Source organism: Microcoleus sp. T3_A4 (genome assembly GCF_036700465.1).
Lineage (GTDB): Bacteria > Cyanobacteriota > Cyanobacteriia > Cyanobacteriales > Microcoleaceae > Microcoleus.
Map to the genome: position 1 here is coordinate 63,188 of NZ_JAUBOY010000009.1, position 20,765 is coordinate 83,952.

Annotated in this window: 16 protein-coding genes; 13 read left to right on the plus strand and 3 right to left on the minus strand. The window is 44.0% G+C overall.

The genetic code is table 11. From position 1 onward, the window contains the following. Window positions 1–47 precede the first annotated feature (47 nt). Entirely contained in the window at window positions 48–1,391 is a 1,344-nt protein-coding gene (locus QUA07_RS07320) for a nitrate/sulfonate/bicarbonate ABC transporter ATP-binding protein (protein WP_333323748.1), read from the minus strand. 426 nt (window positions 1,392–1,817) lie between these two features. On the opposite strand from QUA07_RS07320, the gene QUA07_RS07325 reads away from it, so the two are divergent. The 4 genes from QUA07_RS07325 to QUA07_RS07340 all read left to right on the plus strand — a co-directional run bounded on the left by QUA07_RS07325 (window position 1,818) and on the right by QUA07_RS07340 (window position 13,075). Continuing rightward, on the plus strand, window positions 1,818–2,120 hold the full coding sequence (locus QUA07_RS07325) for a hypothetical protein (protein ID WP_333323749.1): 303 nt from the start codon (window positions 1,818–1,820) through the stop codon (window positions 2,118–2,120). A 1,315-nt stretch (window positions 2,121–3,435) separates the two neighbouring features. Continuing rightward, complete coding sequence (locus QUA07_RS07330) at window positions 3,436–8,883, plus strand: PAS domain S-box protein (protein ID WP_333323750.1); 5,448 nt, start codon at window positions 3,436–3,438, stop codon at window positions 8,881–8,883. Between the two features lie 123 nt (window positions 8,884–9,006). Next, complete coding sequence (locus tag QUA07_RS07335; RefSeq protein ID WP_333323752.1) at window positions 9,007–12,102, plus strand: ATP-binding protein; 3,096 nt, start codon at window positions 9,007–9,009, stop codon at window positions 12,100–12,102. A 10-nt stretch (window positions 12,103–12,112) separates the two neighbouring features. Then, complete coding sequence (locus QUA07_RS07340; RefSeq protein ID WP_333323754.1) at window positions 12,113–13,075, plus strand: diguanylate cyclase; 963 nt, start codon at window positions 12,113–12,115, stop codon at window positions 13,073–13,075. A gap of 191 nt (window positions 13,076–13,266) precedes the next feature. Here the strand turns inward: QUA07_RS07340 and QUA07_RS07345 are convergent, their stop codons facing one another. After that, window positions 13,267–13,404 (minus strand): hypothetical protein, encoded by a 138-nt coding sequence (locus QUA07_RS07345; protein WP_333323756.1) that lies wholly within the window; start codon window positions 13,402–13,404, stop codon window positions 13,267–13,269. Between the two features lie 113 nt (window positions 13,405–13,517). Here QUA07_RS07345 and QUA07_RS07350 point away from each other — a divergent pair, with 113 nt between their 5' ends. From QUA07_RS07350 to QUA07_RS07380, 7 genes are all read left to right on the plus strand, one after another. After that, on the plus strand, window positions 13,518–14,147 hold the full coding sequence (locus tag QUA07_RS07350; RefSeq protein WP_333323758.1) for a macro domain-containing protein: 630 nt from the start codon (window positions 13,518–13,520) through the stop codon (window positions 14,145–14,147). Between the two features lie 379 nt (window positions 14,148–14,526). After that, window positions 14,527–15,114 carry a hypothetical protein gene (locus tag QUA07_RS07355; RefSeq protein WP_333323759.1) on the plus strand — a complete coding sequence of 196 codons (588 nt, stop codon included), beginning with the start codon at window positions 14,527–14,529 and terminating at the stop codon, window positions 15,112–15,114. Window positions 15,115–15,268: 154 nt separating this feature from the next. Further along, window positions 15,269–17,056 (plus strand): aspartate--tRNA ligase, encoded by a 1,788-nt coding sequence (gene aspS / locus QUA07_RS07360; RefSeq protein ID WP_333323760.1) that lies wholly within the window; start codon window positions 15,269–15,271, stop codon window positions 17,054–17,056. Window positions 17,057–17,278: 222 nt separating this feature from the next. After that, a complete protein-coding gene (locus tag QUA07_RS07365) occupies window positions 17,279–17,503 on the plus strand; it encodes a hypothetical protein (protein ID WP_190655705.1) in 225 nt (74 codons plus the stop codon). Beyond that, on the plus strand, window positions 17,500–17,766 hold the full coding sequence (locus QUA07_RS07370) for a Txe/YoeB family addiction module toxin (RefSeq protein WP_333323762.1): 267 nt from the start codon (window positions 17,500–17,502) through the stop codon (window positions 17,764–17,766). The genes QUA07_RS07365 and QUA07_RS07370 overlap by 4 nt, the downstream gene beginning before the upstream one ends. Window positions 17,767–17,890: 124 nt before the next feature. After that, entirely contained in the window at window positions 17,891–18,988 is a 1,098-nt protein-coding gene (locus tag QUA07_RS07375; protein ID WP_333323764.1) for an AAA family ATPase, read from the plus strand. Then, window positions 18,985–19,791: a DUF3226 domain-containing protein gene (locus tag QUA07_RS07380; RefSeq protein WP_333323766.1), complete on the plus strand. Its 807-nt coding sequence runs from the start codon at window positions 18,985–18,987 to the stop codon at window positions 19,789–19,791. The genes QUA07_RS07375 and QUA07_RS07380 overlap by 4 nt, the downstream gene beginning before the upstream one ends. Before the next feature lie 43 nt (window positions 19,792–19,834). Here the strand turns inward: QUA07_RS07380 and QUA07_RS07385 are convergent, their stop codons facing one another. Then, on the minus strand, window positions 19,835–20,068 hold the full coding sequence (locus QUA07_RS07385; protein WP_190663608.1) for a hypothetical protein: 234 nt from the start codon (window positions 20,066–20,068) through the stop codon (window positions 19,835–19,837). A 188-nt stretch (window positions 20,069–20,256) separates the two neighbouring features. Between QUA07_RS07385 and QUA07_RS07390 the strand changes: the two genes are divergently transcribed. Together QUA07_RS07390 and QUA07_RS07395 are read left to right on the plus strand one after the other, a co-directional pair. Then, window positions 20,257–20,460, plus strand: coding sequence for a ribbon-helix-helix domain-containing protein (locus tag QUA07_RS07390; protein ID WP_333323768.1), 204 nt, complete (start codon window positions 20,257–20,259; stop codon window positions 20,458–20,460). Window positions 20,461–20,466: 6 nt separating this feature from the next. Continuing rightward, complete coding sequence (locus QUA07_RS07395; protein WP_333323770.1) at window positions 20,467–20,682, plus strand: ribbon-helix-helix domain-containing protein; 216 nt, start codon at window positions 20,467–20,469, stop codon at window positions 20,680–20,682. Window positions 20,683–20,765 lie beyond the last annotated feature (83 nt).

Genomic DNA, 20,765 nt, shown 5'->3' on the forward strand with positions numbered 1-20,765 from the left:
CTAAGACACCAATAAATAACAAATAACAACAAACAACTAACAAATAACTACTCAGGTTTATCTTCAGATTCTAAGAAGATTTCGCCCCCTGGCTCATCGTAACTGTATAACTCTGCATAGCGACCCCAGTCAATAGCAGTTTTCAATTGCCGCATTGCTTCTTTGGGGCTAAAGTGGGCTTCGAGAATATCCAAAATCAACTCTTCAGAAATGCGGTGATTGCGCTTGACCTGAAGCATTCGATAAATTTGCTGTACGAGGCGAATATTGCTGAGAATTTGGGTGCGAACAATTTGTTTGCGCTGGTCAATGCCGCCGGCAATAAACTCAATGCCAACTGGAGTTAAAAGGAGGTCGCCTTCTTGAATTACCAGAAATTCCATTAATTTTGCTGCTTCCACGATCGGCAAAATGTCGTCAACCTCTAACATTAATTCTTGACCGAGGCGGTAGAGATCCTGCTCCTTTCGGTCTTCCAAGAGTTCCAACAGACCTGCGATCGCACCGGTTCGCACCTGCGGCAGAGATTGGTATTTAGCGCTTTGAGCGGGTTGAGGTTGAGACACAGTAGCGACACTTTCAGGCGGTGCAGTTACTGTTTCATAGCTCAAGTCGGGATTGGTGAGAATTTTGTAAACTTGGTCTACCAGAGCTTGAAATTCGGGAGTTTTACGATCGCGGTAATGCGGCAAAGTCACCGTCAATTCGGCGCGAATTCGCCCCGGGTTGCGGCCCAAGACTACAACGCGATCGGCTAAAATTACCGCTTCCTCAATCCCGTGAGTTACGATTAACACAGCTTGAGTCGGAATCTTTTTTTCCAGCCACAAATCTAATAACTCAAACCGCAAGTTTTCTGCCGTCAGCACGTCTAAAGCTGAAAACGGTTCATCCATACAAAGCAATTCGGGTTCTACCGCCAAAGCTCTAGCAAATCCCACCCGCTGCCGCATTCCGCCGGAAAGTTCTTTCGGATAAGCATTTTCAAATCCGTCTAAACCAATAATATCAATCATTCGCAAGGCTTTTTGCAGGCGCGGTTCGGCCAATTCTCCTTTAGCTTTTAAGCCTAATTCTACATTTTCTAGTACGGTCAGCCAGGGATAAAGGGCAAAGTTTTGAAATACAATTGCCACCCCAGGATTTAAGCCGACTAAAGGACGATTGTGGTAGAGAACTTGACCGTTGCTGGGCGGGATAAGTCCGGCAATCATCCGCATTAATGTTGATTTTCCTGAACCGGAGGGGCCTAGTAAAGCTACTATTTCGCCCGCTCGGATCTCTAAACTAATTGACTCTAAGATAGAGATTTTTTGACCGTTGGGCTGCTGGTAAACCTTGCTAACTCCTTCTAAGGTGATGAGACCCTCTGTTGCTGTTTTAACTACCACAATTAAACCTCCTATCTTTTGTTTGAGTTTAGTTATTAGTCAGTAGTCAGTAGTCAGTAGTTAGTAGTTAGTAGTCCGCAGTCAGTAGTCAGTAGTTAAAAACTCTGGCAAACTGATAACTGATAATGGCTAATTGATACCAGTTTTGTAAAATAAGCAACTGCCGAAAAGCCTTAACCATGATGCAGTCTGTCATTCTCAATCGAAAATCAAAAATGGTATGACTGGCGAGTATTCAGTCAATTTTCTGTGACAGGTGATCGCTTTTTCACCAGAAACAAGACTGGAAAAATAGCGAGTTGGAGCGCAACTGAAAATATAACCGGCTAAGTAATTGAGCGCTCGTAAACAATTATCATCGCCCAACTGCCCAGAAATCACGATCAGCCATAGCCTGTGTTAAAGATCCCATAGGCGGAACCTCTTTTGTTTGCAGGCACGAGTCGAGCTACGGCGGCTTTCAAAATCGATTCCTGGACTCCCATACCTATACCCTATAAAGTCATTCCTAGCAATTCCCTATGCCCATTTCCCAACAATACCAATGGGGCAAACAGTGAAGAAAAAATCACTGCAAACATCATGGCCCAAATGCCGAGGCGATCGAACTTGCCACCCAAAAATCCGGGCTGCGATCGCGTCACTCCCCATCGCCCAAGGGTAAAATATAGGAATCTAGCTGTCAAATGTGATTGCGCTTCGGTGAAAATCAGTCAAGTTGAGATGTGAGACTTCGGTGTAAGCGCTCAGTCGAAGGATGTGAGATTTTAGATGTACTCCACAGATTAATCTGGGAGCAGCAACAAAAGTCTAAAATTTGTATCTTTCCACCACAGGAGTCCGAGGCTTATATTCGTTTTTAGGTAGGGTTAAAGGGAATGAAGGGAAAATCCTCATAGCCATCACCAATCAGCCCTAAAGTATCTAAATAAACCCAAAACATCTCGATCACCCTTCCCCTTTAATTTTTAACCCTCCTGCTTCAAAATCGCAGGGAGGGAGATAGGTTCGCTGAAGTACCAACAGCACTGTCACCCCCAAAAAAGCTGGCACAGCCAAAATCGCAAAGCCGAACCGATAACCAAATTGCTTTGCCCATGCGATCAGCTATCATCAATAAGGAAGCTGGCGATCGCTATTGGATAAGGTGCAGTTGAGCGTCGTCCCCCTCGATTGATCGCGAAATGTTAACTACCTAAATTCTTTCTTATTCACCTTCACGGGTTATACACACAAAGAAGTTTGGGGCAATAAGGGGTTTGACAACTTATTACCTCGCGCGCATTAACAATTAATTAAAACTGTCCATATCACCTACCAGCAGTGATATAAATCCTATCGCTCCAACTATGGTTTCTGTTCAAACTGCCAATGTGTTGGGCTGGGATTTAGACTCTCATATCAAATCATGGAACAGGGAACAGGAAAACCATTTTATGTAGGAATGGGTCTCAAAAGCTGCATCTGAATAGGGTAGAATTATAACAAACCAGATGGAACATTACAAGTTGCGTATTTTGGGATAAAAATTCTCTGCAATCTTAATTGCATTACGGAATGTTTAAACTTGTATCTTTTCCTTAACCATTTTATCTTCTTTACCAAATCTTTATTTTTTTTCTGTAGGGTCTTGTTATCGTTGCTTCAAGCGAGCTTACAGCACTTTGCAACAAGAGTGAAGTACCCCTTAGTTAAAAAATAGGTCTTTATGACACACTGCCCCTGCTGCTCGACTCAAATGCTCCGTCACGTTCGCCAGCATCAAATCTACTGGTTTTGTCGCCAATGTTGGCAAACAACACCTATTTACAATCTGAACAGATATTGCTCATCGCCCTCTCTTAATCTAGTTAGAGGGCTAGGGCTTAATGAACAACATTCTTTGTCGGTGGAATCTAATAGGTCACTTGAGGCAGATAAAGTTTAGATATTGTCTTATGCCTAACTGGTTTTCACGCTCGAAACTTTTTTTTATTGCCTCATTAAATTACCCAACTCTAGCCCAAGAAAGGGAATACAGATCTATTTATCTATCGCTTAATTTATGGTAATCCCTCGACTCAACGTAATTAGAAGTTTATGCCAAACACGACTTAAACGATTGCTACCTCTTTTGCTTGGTGTGGTGGCTTCTCTTGCTGTTTTATTTACGTGGCAACAGCTAACCATCAACGGAGAAATTCACATTGAGCAGTTAATTCAGCAGGAAGCCAATGCGATTCAGTCACAACTGACCGAAGAATTATCAATTCGGATGCTGACACTTCGGCAAATGGCGAATCGCTGGGAAGCCAATGGCGGTACACCAAAGGATCTTTGGGAAGCCGATGCTGAGGCTTATGTAAAGGATTTCTACGGTTATCAGGCGATCGCATTAGTTGATCCATTATTTAAAGTGCGATCGATTGTGCCACTGGCTGGGAATGAGGCAGCGCAAAACCTAGATCTTAATCTGGAAATACGTCGCAAAATCACTTTGCAAGTGGCTCGTGATTTGCGTCAACCTATGTTAACTCGCAATGTTTCCCTAGTTCAAGGGGGTCAAGGATTTCTAGCAACTTTTCCTTTATTTGTAGGGGAGCGGTTTGATGGGTTTATTGTCGGAGTTTTTAAGTTTAAAACTCTATTTGACAGTATTTTAAAAGTGCCATTTGGGTACAAGGTGGCTATATATGATAACACGAATTTGATCTACGGTCAAGAGCTTCTGTCTCAATGTTTACCTCTTAAAACAGTTTTAATAAGAGCCTATAGTGCCGAGTGGCGAGTAGATCTTTATCCAAATTTAGATTTAGTAAAAGAGGGTAAATTTTATTTACCAACAGTTGTGTTAATTGGGGGATTGAGTTTAGTTTGGCTGCTGATTTTGGTCATGTATCTCGCACAAGTTAGTTATCGCGAAGTCCATCAATTCAAAAAAGCCAATCGCCAGTTGCAATGGGAAATTCACCAGCGACAACAGGCAGAAATTGCGATCGCTCGACTAGCTGCGATCGTTGAATCTTCGGAAGATGCCATTCTCAGTAAAGATTTAGAGGGTGTAGTTACAAGTTGGAATGTAGGAGCCGAAACAATTTTTGGCTATACAGCCGTCGAAATAGTAGGGCAATCAGGGAAAAAACTGATTCCCCCAGACTATCGAGATGAGGAAAACGAAGTTCTCACCAAAATCCAGCGAGGAGAACGCATCGAACACTACGATACAAAAAGGCTGAGGAAAGATGGAACATTAATCGATGTCTCGATGAGTGTCTCCCCCATTAAAGACCAAGCAGGGAATATAATTGGAGCCTCAAAGATTGCCCGGAATATTGCTGACCGCAAACAAGCAGAAGCAGCACTACGTGAAAGTGAAGAACGCTGGGAACTTTCTGTACGCGGGAATAATGACGGCATTTGGGATTGGAATGTTCAAACCAACGAGGTCTTCTTTTCAAGTCGCTGGAAGGAAATGCTGGGCTATGAAGACCATGAAATCCAAAACATTTTAGACCAATGGGTTAATTTGATACATCCCGATGATTTGGGATGGGTGATGCAAGCCGTTCAAGATCATTTTGCCAAGAAAACTCCTTTTTATATCACAGAACATCGCATTCGCTGCAAAGATGGTTCCTACAAATGGATTTTGGATCGCGGTCAGGCGCTGTGGGATGATGCAGGTAACGTAATTCGGATGGCTGGCTCTCACACCGACATTACAGAGCGCAAGCAAGCTGAAGTTGCTTTACAGGTAAGCGAAGCCAGATATCGGCAATTGATCGATAACTTAAATGCGGGTTTTGTGATTCATGCGACAGATACAAGCGTCCAATTATGTAATGAAACGGCTGCTGAATTACTAGGGTTTTCAATGGATCAAATACTGGGAAAAACCGTGAGCGATCCGGGATTGCATTTGGTACGCGAAGATGGCAGCGTTATGCCCCTAGAGCAATATCCCGTGAATCAGGTTTTATCCACGGGAAGTTCGCTCAAAAATTATGTTTTAGGAATAAAAAAAAGAAGTGATAGTTGTGTTTGGGTATTAGTTAATGCCTACCCTGAGTTAGATCAAAAGGGTCAAATCCAACGAGTAGTAGTTACGTTTATTGATATTAGCCAGCGTAAAAAAGTAGAGCAGGACATCCAAAACACTCGCAATTTCTTACAAGCACTGCTGGATAATTTACCGATCGCAATTTTTGTTAAGGACGCACAGCCTAAACAATTTGGCGTATTTCAGTTTTGGAATAAAACCAGCGAACGGTTATTTGGCATCTCAGCCGAAAAAGCGATCGGCAAAAGTGGCTATGATTTTTTCCCAACTGAACAGGCTATCTTTTTTGACCAAAAGGATAGAGAAGCCTTTGAGAAAGGTAAGACTGAGGATATTCTTGAAGAAGTCATTGACAGTCATAGTCTGGGCAAACGTTGGCTGCATACGGTGAAGATTCCCATTTACGACGAGCAGCATCAGCCCCAGTACCTACTTTGTTTTTCAGAAGATATCACCGATCGCAAACACGCAGAAGCAGAGCGTAAAGAAATGAGTGAGGTAATGCAAAATGCGGTGTCCGGCATTTCCAAACTGGATGTACAAGGGCGTTACCTCTATGTGAATAAAGCTTATGCTGACATGACAGGCTATCACCCAGAAGAAATGATCGGAATGTCCTGGGAAAAAACCGTAGATCCCGATGAGTTGAAAAAACTGGTTGCAGCTTATTGGCGGATGGTGCAAGAGGGCAGGGTTGAAGTTGAAACCAGAGGAGTTCGTAAAGATGGTTCGGTTTTTTATAAGCAATTGGTGATGATTTCAACTTACGACGAACAGCACCAATTTATGGGGCATTACTGCTTCATGAAAGATATTAGCGATCGCAAAAAAGCCGAACTTGCCCTAGAACAGGAACTCCTGCGGACTAAAACACTTTTCAACACTTCAATGGATGGTGTTGTGGTCATGAATCGCCTCGGAAAAGTCGTCGAAGCCAGCCCCAGTTTTGCGCGGATGCTAGGTTACAGCCTAGAAGAAACCCTGAATCTGAGTGTCTTTGATTGGGATGCTCAATTGACAAAAGAAGAACTACAGCTTTTCATCCTCAGAGACGAGATTATTCCTCTGTTTCAGACGCGACATCGCCGCAAAGATGGTTCTGTCTATGATGTGGAAATTAGCTGGGATCGGGTAGAATTAGAAGGTGAGATGATGAACTTCTGTATCTGCCGGGATATCACCGAACGCAAACAAGCCGAAATCGACTTACACATCTCTCAATCGCGATTTGCAGGAATTTTAGAGATTGCCAGCGATGCGATTATTTCTATCAATACCAATCAGCAAATTACTCTGTTTAACAAAGGAGCAGAACGAATTTTTGGTTACGCCGCTGAGGAAGTTTTAGGGAAACCCCTGGCGATGTTGATGCCCTCGCGCTTTGCAGAAGTTCACCATCAGCACATCAGCGAGTATACCCACAATGGCTCCTATGCAAGGCAAATGGCAGAGCGAGGAGCCATTTTTGGACGGCGCAAAGATGGCACAGAATTTCCGGCTGAGGCTTCCATTTCCCAGATCGAAATCGGCGGTGAAATTATTTTTACTACCTTTCTGCGAGATATTACGGCTCGACAACAAGCAGAGGAAGCTCTGCGCTATCAGAAAGAGATGTTTCAGGCGATCGTCGATAATATCCCAGTGATGATTGCTTTATTTAACAGGCAAGGTCAAATGGAATTGCTCAACCCAGAATTTGAAAACATTTTAGGTTGGTCCCTAGAAGATTGGCAGCAAAAAGATATCTTAGCTGAGTGTTATCCTGACCCAGTTGATCGTCAAAATGTCGGGAACTTTATGTTATCAGCAACCGGCAAGTGGCAAGATATGAAAACACTGACCGCCACCGGACAGCAATTAGAGACATCTTGGGCAAACGTGCGGCTTTCTAGCGGGCATTTTTTGGGCATTGGGCAAGATATTAGCGATCGCAAACAAAAAGAATTGGCACTGCAGCACGCAAGGGAAGCAGCAGAAGCAGCGAACTTGGCAAAAAGTACCTTCCTAGCCAATATGAGCCATGAATTACGCACTCCTCTCAACGTAATTCTAGGATTTGCTCAGGTGATGACCCATGACCCCTCCCTAACTCCCAACCAAAAACAAGACCTGGAAACAATTCGGCGCAGTGGAGATCACCTCTTGAGTTTGATTAACGATGTGCTGGATCTCTCGAAAATTGAATCGGGACACTGCACAGTTGAAGAAAGCGGATTGGACTTAATTGCGCTGCTGCATTCCCTCCGAAATATGTTGGCGGAACGAGCAAGTTCTAAAGGACTTGACCTTTGTTTCGAGATTGCGCCAGAAGTTCCCCAATTTATGCTTGTCGATGCTCAAAAACTGCGCCAGGTTTTGCTGAATCTGCTGAGTAATGCCATCAAATTTACCGATCGGGGAAGCATTAGTTTGCAAGTCAGCATTGAGGCGGACGGTACAGGGGCATTAACCACAACTCGGCCGATTCTCCAGTTTGTAGTCGCTGACACAGGTGTAGGGATGGCATCGGTCGAACTCGATACTATCTTCGATGCGTTTGTGCAAGCCCAAGCTGGGAGACGATCGATCGGCGGTACTGGGCTAGGTCTCACCATTAGCCGCAAATTGTTGGAACTCATGGGCGGAGAAATTTCTGTCAGCAGCACTCTGGGAGAGGGTAGTACCTTCACCTTTACCCTTCCCGTCAGCCCCATCAGTGGAGTTAATGTTACACCCGAAGAGAATAATCGCCTCGTGATTGGGCTGGCTCCCGGTCAACCCGATCGTCGCATTTTGGTGGTTGACGATCAAGCAGAAAATCGCTTGCTAATGGTCAGATTACTGACACAATTAGGATTAGAGGTAAAAGAAGCTACCAACGGACAGCAAGCGGTGCAGATTTGGCAAGAATGGCAACCCGACCTAACCTGGATGGACATTCGGATGCCCGTGTTAGATGGATACGAGGCTACGAAGCAAATTCGGGCAATGGAAGACGGACAGAACAGTATCATTATTGCACTTACGGCCCAAGCTTCCCAGAGCGATCGCGCCCTAGCCTTGGCTGCTGGCTGCAACGACTACATCAGCAAGCCCTTCCGGGAACAGACCCTATTTCTTAAGATGGGGGAATACCTAGGTTTAGAGTATGTATATGAGGAAGAGGACACAGAAAAAGGGGAACGGGGAACAGATTGTTTTCCTTCTGATCTCTGTTCCGTTGCCTCTTCCGTTTCTGATTCCCTCGATCCAATGCTTCTGGCGACATTACCAAAAGAATGGGTGGTTCAGTTGGAAGATGCTGCTTTATGTGGGGATGATTTTGCGATCGTTGGACTGGTAGCTCAACTTTCCTCAGAACTCGCTCAATTCGGTATTCATCTGACCGAACTCGCCAACCAGTATCAATTTGAGAAAATCCTTAATCTAATTCAACGTAATTTCCCAAGTGGAATCCGTCCATTGGATTTATAAGGTGTTGTGCAGTTAAACGTTTGATTAGGACTAGGGAATTAGGAACAGCTAAAAAGAATTAAATTTAATTCTTGGCAATTGGCAAAAAACTTCTTAATTTTTATTGATAACTACTGCTCTAAAATGCCTCATAAAATACCCAATATTTCCCAAATTACTCCTGGCGATTTAACAAATTTAGAGGAATGCAGTGACGAATCCGTGTACGCTCCCGGTCATATTCAGCCACACGGAATCGTTTTATTTATGCAACGAAACAACCTCAATATTTTACAAGCTAGTGAAAATGTCGAACAGTTTTTTGGAATTTCTGTCCAAGAATTATTAGGTCATTCATTGCCAAAAATATTTGGTCACGATCGAGTCCAAGAAATTGTCAGGCAGATCAGTCACGAACAAATAAACATTAATAATACTTTTGATATAAAAATACCTCTAAAAGACGGTAAAATTCAAACATTTAGAAGCACAGTACATCAGCTACCCGATGATTTGATTCTGGAGCTAGAACCCCAATTGACTGTTGAAAATAATCAGAAAATCGATTTTTATCATCATCTGCAAACAGTTATCCTCAACTTTCGCAGTGCGATCGATCTTTCGGATTTAGCTCAAACCATTGCTAGAGAAGTGAAAGCCATCACCGGGTTCGATCGCGTGATGGTATATCGCTTTGAAGCCGATGAGCATGGGGTGGTGATTGCCGAAGAGAAAGAAAGCTATTTAGAAAGCTACCTGGGATTGCATTACCCGGCGATCGATATTCCCGTACCCGCCCGCAAATTGTTTTACCGCAATTGGATACGCCAAATTCCCAATATCAATTACACCCCGGCCCGCCTAATTCCCACCAACCATCCCCTAACCGATACACCGCAGGATCTAACTGCTTGTGTGTTAAGGGGAGTATCTCCCTACCACCTTGAATATTTGCAGAATATGGGAGTTGCTGGGACACTGACAATTTCGTTAATTGACGATCGGCGCCTCTGGGGATTAATTGCCTGTCACCATTACAGCCCGCGATTGGTAGATTACGACACTCGCAAAACCTGTGAATTTTTAGGACAATTTGCCTCGATCGAACTGGTGCACCAGCAACAGCGAGAATTGAACCTTTACCGATCGCAGGCGAAAACTATTCAGGATCAACTTCAGCAGGCATTCCGGCGAGAGTCTAATTTTATCGAACAAGTATTGACCGAAAATGCTTCTCAATTGCTAGATTTAGTTCATGCTCAGGGAGCTGCAATTCTGCTCGATGGTCGTCTGACATTGGTAGGTAAAACACCATCTGAATCAGAAGTTTGCGAACTTGTGCAGTGGTTGCTGCAACAGAACAAAGAACGAGTGTTTGCAACAGCTTCTTTGTCTCAGTTGTATCCCCAAGCTAAGCAATTTAAGGAGCGAGGTAGTGGTGTTTTAGCAATCTCAATCTTGCTATGCTACACCATACAAAAGTCATACCACATTCTTTGGTTTCGACCCGAACAAATTCAAACCATAAACTGGGCTGGTAATCCACAGGATGCTGTGTCGATCGACGAAATTGGAAAAATGCACCTGTGTCCCCGCAAATCCTTTGAACTGTGGAAAGAGACAGTGCGGGAGATGTCTGAGCCGTGGCAGATTGCAGAGTTAGAAGGTGCCGCCGAAATGAGACATATCCTCATGCTGGCGGTGTTAGAATTTTCGCAAGCTGCCCTAGAACACGCTGCAGAAAGGGCAACTATAGCCAACCGTGCCAAAAGCCAGTTCCTTGCTAACATGAGCCACGAGCTCAGAACGCCACTCAACGCCATTCTGGGATTTACCCAGCTTATGAACCACAGCCCCTATATCCCAGAAGAATTTCAAGAGCATTTAGGGATCATTACCCGTAGTGGAGAGCACTTGCTGACATTGATCGACGATGTTTTGCAAATGTCTAGGATTGAAGCCGGGCAATTGGTACTGAGTCGAAGCTGTTTTAATCTGCATCGACTGCTGGGTTCTATTAACGAGATGTTCTCCCTCAAAGCGCCTGAGAAAGGGTTACATCTGAGCAGCGAGTGGGATGCTACTGTCCCCCGTTATGTTTGTGGAGATCAAGCAAAACTTCGCCAAATCTTGATTAATTTGTTGGGGAACGCGATCAAATTTACAACAACAGGAAGCATAGCCCTGCGCGGACGAGCTTTTTCATCAGATGATATGTCATCCGGTACAAATCGCGATCGCGCCACTAATCCACCCGATATTAAACCAACTATTACCCTGTCTCTCGAAGTTGAGGATACCGGATCGGGCCTTTCTCCCTCAGATTTAGAATCAATTTTTGACGCCTTCATGCAAACCAATCGCGATCGTCATGATCGAGGAACAGGTTTAGGACTGTCTATCAGTCGTGAGTTTGCGCGTCTGATGGGAGGCGATATCACCGTGCGAAGCACCCTAGATCGAGGCTCTACTTTTACCTGCCAAGTCGTTTTGGAACTACCAGAGTCCCTTGATTTAGAGGAACCTGAAATTAGCGATCGGATTATCGGGATTGAACCTGGGCAACCTATCTACCGAATTCTAGTAGCAGAAGACGTTCTAGAAAATCGGCAACTGCTGGTGACGCTGCTGCAGTCAGTTGGGTTTGATGTGTGTGCGGTGGAAAATGGGGTAGAGGCGATCAATCGTTGGCAAACATGGCACCCTGACCTGATTTTGATGGACATTCAAATGCCTGTGATGGATGGGTATGAAGCGACGAGACAGATTCGAGCGCAACAGTCATTAGTCATTAGTCATGGGTCATCAGCAGACACGAGAGAGCAAATGTCACAGGACAACAGACAAATGACACGCATCATTGCCCTCACTGCCTATGCTTTTGAAGACGATCGCACCGCCAGCCTGCAAGTTGGTTGCGATGACTACATTGCCAAGCCGTTTAATGAATACACACTTTTCGACAAAATAGCTCATCACTTGGGCGTCCGCTACTGCTACGCCGAAAAATTTCCGCCAGACTCATCAGCTTCGCCACCAAAGATATTTACTCCTGACTTGAAAACCATGCCCACCCAGTGGATTGCAGAAGTTCATGAAGCAGCACTCGATCTTAGTGATAATAAGCTTTATCAACTTATTGCTCAAATTCCCCAGGAGAAACAAGATTTCATCGAAGCGATGACATCTCTGGTCGATAACTTTCAGCTTGAAACGATCGCAACTCTCACCCAGATTTAGGAAGAAGACCATGACAACTCTATTCAAACTTGCCGCCCAAACGAATATTCTCATCGTGGATGATACCCCAGACAATCTGCGCTTGTTAGCCAAAATTCTAGAGTCACAGGGCTATATTGTGCGTAAAGCGCTCAACGGCAGAATGGCGCTCCAAGGTGTTCATCGCGACCCACCAAGTCTGATTTTACTTGACATCAATATGCCGGAGATGAATGGGTACGAAGTCTGCCAAAAGTTAAAAGCATCGGAAGCCAGTGCAGAGATCCCGGTTATTTTTATCAGTGCGATCGAGCGACTGGAAAACAAGCTACGAGCCTTTGAACTGGGTGGTGTAGATTATATTACCAAACCCTTTCAAGAGCAGGAAGTACTCATGCGAGTAAAAAATCAATTACTCATCCAACAGCAACGCCAACAACTGATCGAACAAAATCAACGTTTAGAACACGAAATTCAGGAACGTCTAAAGGCAGAAGCAGAAGTAAGGCAGCTATCCGTGACCGATCAATTAACTGGATTATATAACCGACGTGGCTTCTTTTTATTAGCAGAACAACAACTGAAAATTGCTCAACGCACGCAAACCTCTTATTGTATTTTGTTCGCTGACTTAGATGGTTTGAAAAAAATTAACGATACTTTCGGACACGAAATGGGAGACAGAGTAATTGTTGACGCCGCTCAAATATTAAAGCAAACCTTTCGTGACGCGGATATTGTAGCTCGACTGGGAGGAGATGAATTTGCTTTATTTATTACTAATTTTTCTAGTGATTCATCTACTAATTTTCAGAGTCGCCTGCAAGAAAATATAGATTGCTTTAATCAACAGTCCGAGCGAGGTTATATATCAATAAGTCTTGGTGTGCAGTTCGGGGAGTTAAATAATGAAGTTTTATTAGAACAATTGCTGGCAAAGGCTGACAAACTAATGTACGAGCATAAACGCACCAAACGCTGTTTGAATTCTTAACCGTTCTTTTGATAACCGCGAGATCGGAGCGCCATAAGCATTATTTATTAAATGTGAGTTCAACCGAGAAAGAGTACACTGAAAACAAGATAAGGAAACAGCTTGAAAACTTTAGCCCCTCAGCCGGAAAACACGATGCAGTACACATCATCACACCTAAACCTGACAGGGTGGCAACCGGGTTAAAAGCTCTAGGGAAAAGCCGTCCCGAAACGATTGGCAAACCACAAGGTGATATAATACCGGCTCAAAGCGTCGGCAACGGAACCTAAACTAATTGCGATCGGGTGGCGGAAATTTGGGTATTGCTGCATACAGCTATTGAACATTTGCTAGTTGAATTTGAGATAAATGTGAGATTCAGCGAACTTATGTAAAGTATTGTAGGATTAAATTGGCGATCGCTCTAGCTGTTCGCAATTAAAATTAAGAGAGAGTATTTATGCAAATTGTGCTGGCTGCCTTAGACGATAGTTTAGTTAGATCGTGGGAAAGCACTTGCGGCAGTATGGAAAATGTCAAGATACATCACGGTTCAATATTTGATGTGAAATGTGATGCTCTTGTTAGTCCGGGGAATAGTTTTGGTTTCATGGACGACGGCTTAGAGTTAGAAATTTCGGAATATTTTGGAGGGCAGGTTCTTGAACGCTTGCAAAAACTAATTCAGGCTCGACATCACGGCGAACTCTTAGTAGGAAGGGCAGAAATTGTAGACACCGATCATGCTGAAATTCCCTATTTAATCGCTGCACCAATTATGCGCGTTCCCACAGTTTTAAGAGAAACAGTAAATGTTTATCTAGCAACCCGCGCTATTTTGACTCTCGTAAAATTTGGCTCAGTCCCAGATGGAACGCCAGTCAAACATATCATTGAAACTATCGCTATTCCCGGCATGGGTACGGGAACGGGCAAAGTGCCAGCACATATCTGCGCCAATCAAATGAAAGTTGCACTCGAAGAGATCCTCTTATCTAAGTACGAATTTCCTCAATCTTTACTGCACGCTCAAAGATGTCACCACTTGTTATATACGGAAGAAAGCGAAGATTTGCACGGTGCAAATTGAAATTATTAAATTTGCCCGTTTTATTGTGTTGAGAAACCAAGTTTATTGGTGTTTTTTTTTAGGTATAGAGACTTATCACAAAATTAAGTGCGCTAAACCGTACCTGCAAGTTGGTGGTATCCTACACACGAGAGTAACTTTGGTAGATATAATGTAATAGAACTGAGGTCATTCCAACTAGGTAAACGCGGATACAAAAGTTGATCAAGCTGGAAAAAGAATTGCCTAGTTCTTATTAAATGCCAGAATTCCTTCTGGCGCTACACGTACAAAGTCTGTATAAAAAACCACAATTCGTTCTGGCGCTACACCTACAAAGTCTGCATCCAGGGACTGTGAGATTTTTTGAAAATGTTTACTACCACAGGAGAAGATTGAGATGACAGATCCAAAAGTAACCGAGGAACCAGTTTTAGAGGCAACTCTGGAAACGACGGAGCTCGTCAAAAAAGAGATGCCCGATGCGACTGATGAGGCGATCGCAGAAACTGCGGCGCTGTTTGAAGCAATTAAAAAACGCGCCACCGCCGAAGTGCAAGCAGCGGGCGAACTCACCCGCGAAGCTTATTTAAAAGCTGTGAATAAGGCCTCCGGGGCGATCGAAGAAAATAAGGATCTCGCCCACGAGAGATTCACAGAAGCAGTCAGGCTGATTAAAAAAGAAACTGAGAAAAATTGGCTGGTGGTAGATGCGATTAAAACGCGGGCGCAAGCGCAGGTGCAAGATGCCGGCGAAGTCAGTCGCGAAGCTTATTTGAAAGCAGTGCGACAAGCGCGAGAAGCGGTGGAACAAAATAAATTGATCGAACGCGATCGCATCGAACAAGCTGTTGACCACATTCAGACGGAAGCTGAAAAGAATTGGCACCTTATTGTGAAGCAAATTGAGTCGATCAACACTCGCTTGACAGAAACCGCTAAGTCTGCATGGAATGCGCTAACGGCGTTTTTTGACAAGAAGCATTAAACTCAGATATGACACCCTTTTAAAGAACAGGCAAGATGCCTGTTCCACAAAGATTGAATTTTCTTGTGGAACAGGCATCTTGCCTGTTCATAAAAGGTTTTGACACTAAGCGCTATAATCAAAAAGCTTTATTTTTAATCCATAACCCCCAACCATGAGAAGTTACTACTGCGGCGAACTGCGAAGCGAACACATCGGAGAGACTGTCACCCTTTACGGCTGGGTGGATCGCCGCCGCGATCATGGCGGGGTGATTTTTCTGGATGTGCGCGATCGATCGGGTATCGTGCAAATTGTCAGCGATCCTGAACGCACCCCGGATTCCTATCACGGGGCTGAGGCTTTACGCAGCGAATACGTGCTTAAAATTACCGGGCGAGTCACCGGCCGCCCCGCAGATTCCCTCAACCCGAAATTGCCTACGGGTGAGGTGGAAATTTATGCTGACGAAATTGAGTTGTTAAATGCGGTTCGCAAACAGTTACCGTTTCAGGTGGCGACGGCGGAAAATGAAAGCGTGCGGGAAGATTTGCGGCTGAAATATCGCTATTTGGACTTGCGGCGCGATCGTATGAGTCGCAATTTGCAGCTTCGCCACCAAGTCGTGAAAGCTATGCGCCGCCACCTGGAAGATGTGGGAGGTTTTATTGAAGTTGAAACACCGATTTTAACGCGATCGACTCCTGAAGGTGCGAGAGATTATTTAGTGCCCAGTCGCGTCAATTTGGGCGATTGGTACGCTTTGCCGCAGTCGCCGCAGTTGTTCAAACAATTGTTAATGGTTTCCGGTTTGGACAGATATTATCAGATTGCCCGCTGTTTCCGCGATGAAGATTTGCGCGCCGACAGACAGCCGGAATTCACACAATTAGACATGGAAATGAGTTTCATGTCTTTAGAAGAAATTCTCGAATTAAACGAAGGTTTAGTCTCCCAGATTTTCCAAAGTGTCAAAGGCATAGAATTGCCCCGTCCTTTTCCGCGCTTGACTTACGCGGAAGCAATGGATCGCTACGGTAGCGACAAACCAGACACTCGCTTCGGTTTGGAATTAGTCGATGTTTCCGATTTGATGAAAGATTCGGGATTTAAGGTATTTTCCGGGGCGGTTGCTGCGGGCGGAATTGTGAAAGTTTTGCCGATTCCCGGCGGGAATGATGCGATTTCTAACGTGCGGATTAAACCGGGTGGCGATTTGTTTAGGGAAGCCAGCGAAGCGGGTGCGAAGGGATTGGCTTACATTCGCGTGCGGGATAATGGCGAAATTGATACGATCGGCGCTATTAAGGATAATTTGACGGAAGCGCAAAAACAGGAATTGCTTGATCGCACGGGCGCGCAACCCGGTCATTTGTTGTTATTTGCTGCGGCTGACGCGACAACTGTCAATAAGACTTTGGATAGATTGCGTTTGTTTGTCGGTAACGAATTGGGATTGATTGACAAAGACAAGATGAATCTGCTGTGGGTGACAGATTTCCCGATGTTTGAATGGAACGCTGACGAGAAGCGTTTGGAAGCATTGCACCACCCGTTTACTGCGCCGCATCCCGACGATATTAATGATTTGAAAACTGCGAGAGCTCAAGCTTACGACTTGGTGTTAAACGGTACAGAAGTCGGCGGCGGTTCCCTGCGGATTTATCAGCGGGAAGTTCAGGAAAAGGTGTTTGAGGCGATCGGCTTATCGACTGAGGAAGCTTATAATAAGTTTGGCTTTTTGTTGGATGCGTTTGAGTATGGAACTCCGCCCCACGGAGGCATTGCTTACGGCTTGGATCGGTTGGTGATGCTGTTGGCTGGTGAGGAATCGATTCGCGATGTGATTGCGTTTCCGAAGACGCAGCAGGCGGGTTGTTTGCTGACGAATGCGCCGGCTGGGGTGGATGAGAAGCAGTTGAAGGAGTTGCAAGTGCGATCGACTTATACGCCCAAGTCATAAGCGAATGGGGACTTAGGCAAAGCCTATGTGTCATGCTGAGAGAAGGGAAGCATCTCGCTGGATGCTTCACTACACTGCGTTTTGTTCAGCATGACAGACACTATTCTGCGTCCTGGACTGTCATTGAGTCAAAACTTTGGCTGATACTGTATGCTAGAGTTACATTCCAGGTCTTGAGACTAAAAACGCTATAATTAGCATAATCGAAAATAGGTAAAAACGATGTCAACAGTTTATCGTTTAAAAGCCAGCGAACTCAATCATCATTTTTTAGAACAAATCAAGGCGACTTTTGGAGATAAAGAGATTGAAATAATTGTTTCTGAGTGTGATGAAACAGAATATCTTTTGAAATCAGAAGTCAACAAAAATAGACTTTTAAAAGCTATTGAAAATGTTAAAGAGGGGCAAAATTTAGTTGAAGTTAACTTACAGAATTTGCAATGAGCAGAAGAATTGTTTGTGAATCTTCTGCTTTTGCAGATTTTAATGAATGGGCAAAATTAGACAAAAAGATTTATCGCAAAATTGTAGAATTGATTAAAGATATAGACCGCTCACCGTTTGAAGGATTGGGAAAACCTGAACCTCTGAAATACGAGTTAAGTGGTTTTTGGTCTAGGCGCATTGATAACGAACATCGTTTAGTTTACCAAGTTACGGAGCAAGAAATTGCGATCGTGGCTTGTAAGTATTATTACAGTGAATAGATGTGATTGCGTTTCCGAAGACGCAGCAGCCGGGTTGTTTGCTGACAAATGCGCCGTCTGGTGTGGATGAGAAGCAGTTGAAGGAGTTGCAAGTGCGATCGACTTATACGCCCAAGTCATAATTATGAAACACCTTGACAATTTAACCATTCATCGGTTCCGAGGTCTGCGAGATTTAACTTTGCAGGACTTGGGCCAAATCAACATATTGGTTGGTGGGAATAACTCAGGTAAAACCAGTGTTTTAGAGGCGATATCAACCTATTGTCGCCCCTTAGATCCGCTGGAATGGCTGAACACATCGTGGCGGCGAGAAATCAAATATTCTCGCAAGCCAAGACTGGAGGCACTAAAATGGCTGTTTCCTCAAAAGAAAGAAGAAGAACAATTGGATTTTTACCAAATGGAAACTCGTGTTTCTGGTAATGGTAAGTTTCTAGTGAGAGAGTCGAGGGCAATTTACCAAGAATTTGAGGGAGTGGAATTATCGGATGATGACGAAAGTCAATCCTCAGACGATCTTGGATTTGATAATACTCTGCGAGGTGCAGAAATAGAGCTGAAAGCTATTATATCGGATTCACCAAATGAATTATCTGAATTTTTTGAAATTTGGGAAAATGAGCGTTTAACAAATCGGCGAATTCGCTCAGATGCAATGCTGTCAGTTGATACTGTGACACCTTTTTCTCACCGCATAGAACAGTCACAAGTTGGCTTGCTCTCAGAAGCTATTTTTCAGCGTTTTAAGCCGGAAGTGATTAAGCTATTGCAAGTGATGGATTCAGGAATTATTGATTTAGTGATTCTCTCGCATGGCGGCAATCGTAGCAGTCTCTATATTGACCACAAACAGGTGGGTATTTCACCATTAAGTTCTTTTGGTGATGGAGTACGTCGCTTGCTATTTATTGCTCTAACACTGACAAAAGTCAGAGGTGGAGTTTTGCTAATTGATGAGATAGAAACAGCAATTCATACTGAAGCACTTCGCAGTTCATTTGCTTGGATTGTGCAGTGGTGCAAGCAAATGAATGTTCAGTTATTTGCAACTACTCACAGTTTAGAAACAGTTGATGCGATGTTGGATGCTAGCGATACGGAGACGGACTTAGTTCTTTATCGTTTAGAGAAACAGGAGTCACAAACTAAAGCCGTTAGAATTGAACGGGAAAGATTGCAAAGATTGCGGGAGGATTTAGGTCTGGAGGTTCGCGTGTGAGATATGCCATTATTGGAGTAGAAGGCCCGCACGATCAGGCATTTGTCGGCAAGGTTCTCAAGCTTTTGGGTTTTAAAGATTTTCGGGAAGAGTGGGATAAATTGGATAAGTTGACAAGATTGGATATGTCAAAAGAATTGGAAAGTAAATTTGATAAATTCTGGCACAAATTTATTCCTAAGTATCCCAAACAAGGAAGCTTGTACAAACGTCTTAATATGCCTTCTATTCTGTTCACAGAGAGCCTATCGGTAGCAATTTATGAAGGCGAAGGAAGCAATATTGTGACTAATTTGGATGACATTTTGTCTGCTAATTCTGAGTATCAAACAAACTTGGCAGCATTCGGGATAGTTGCCGATTGTGACAAATCAACTCCCGATCACATTGTCGCAACATATTCTAACAAGTTCCGCAGTTATTTTCCTAATTTTCCAGTTAACCCTGGTGTTGTAGATACTAATAGCCCGCGTACAGGAATCTATGTTTTGCCAGACAATCAGCAGCAAGGTGTTTTAGATACTTTACTGTGCGAGTGCGGACAGATAGCTTATCCCGCGTACATGGAGAAAGCTAGTTCATATCTAAATGAGTTCTCACAATCAGATATAAAAGCTTTAAAATGGAAAAATTTCGATAGACAAAAAGTTTTAGTGGCTACTGTTGTCAGCGTTCTCAAACCCGGCAAAACTAATACAGCAAGTATTGCTGATAATAATTGGGTGAGCGAACAGACACAGCAGCAGGTTCCGGCTTTGGCAAATTTTATTGAATTTTTGAGCCAACTTTTGGAATTGAGTTAAGGGTCGATCGCACTTCTGGAATCCGTGCGATCGCCCTCAAAGATTACTCTTTCCAGTAACGGGTTAAAATCCGAATTACCTCACCCGCTATCGGCGATGGTAGAGGCGGGCTCCATTCCCCAACTTCTGCAAAACCTAAAACGTGCAACAGATTAACAATGCTGTCTACCGCTTTGGGAACGCCACACAACAGCAAACGAATCGGTTGTTTACCTTGAGGTACGTCAGGAATTTCTTCCCGGAGCAGTTCGGGAACTGATTTTGGCTGTGATATCATACAGTTTCTCCTAAATATGGGAGTTCAAGCCCCCACCGAACGATTGCAACTCCGACCGGTGGGGGTTTTGTTTTGTGTTAACTCTAAAGTATCACGGTAGGCACTCCGAGTCAACCTGTGAGGGTAAAATTGATACTGTAGAGGTTAAAAAAAGGTACAATAGGGCAGTAAAAGCACAAATAACAGCCTTGCCAGCAAAACTCCCCAGAATAGTTGTATATCTTCCAGAAGAACTTAAAGCAGACCTAGAGCGGTTAGCCAAATCGCATTATCGACCGGTCTCGAATATGGTGTTGACATTAATTCAAGAAGCAGTAGATGAGGCTAAATCTGAGGGGAGAATTCAAAGCGACGATCGATCGCAACCACAAAAAATCGACAGCGACGAGTAAAATGACATGGTGAACACGCTACCCCCAAACAATGTGAGTCCTGCAAAATCTCCCAGAGTTGCCTTTTACCCGCCGCCCGAAATCAAGGAAAAATTAGAGAAGCTGGCGAGTATTGAGCGTCGTTCGATTTCCCAAATGGCATTACTTTTGGTGGAAGAAGGACTCGAAAGAGCGCAGAAGGAAGGCAAGTTTAATGAATCCAAAGAATCCAAAGATGATTAATCCGCTGGAACAGGGCGGAAAGCCTGTTAAGCGAGAATCACCCTTGATGCGGGTTCAACTCCAAGCATCTGCGTTACCTTAGT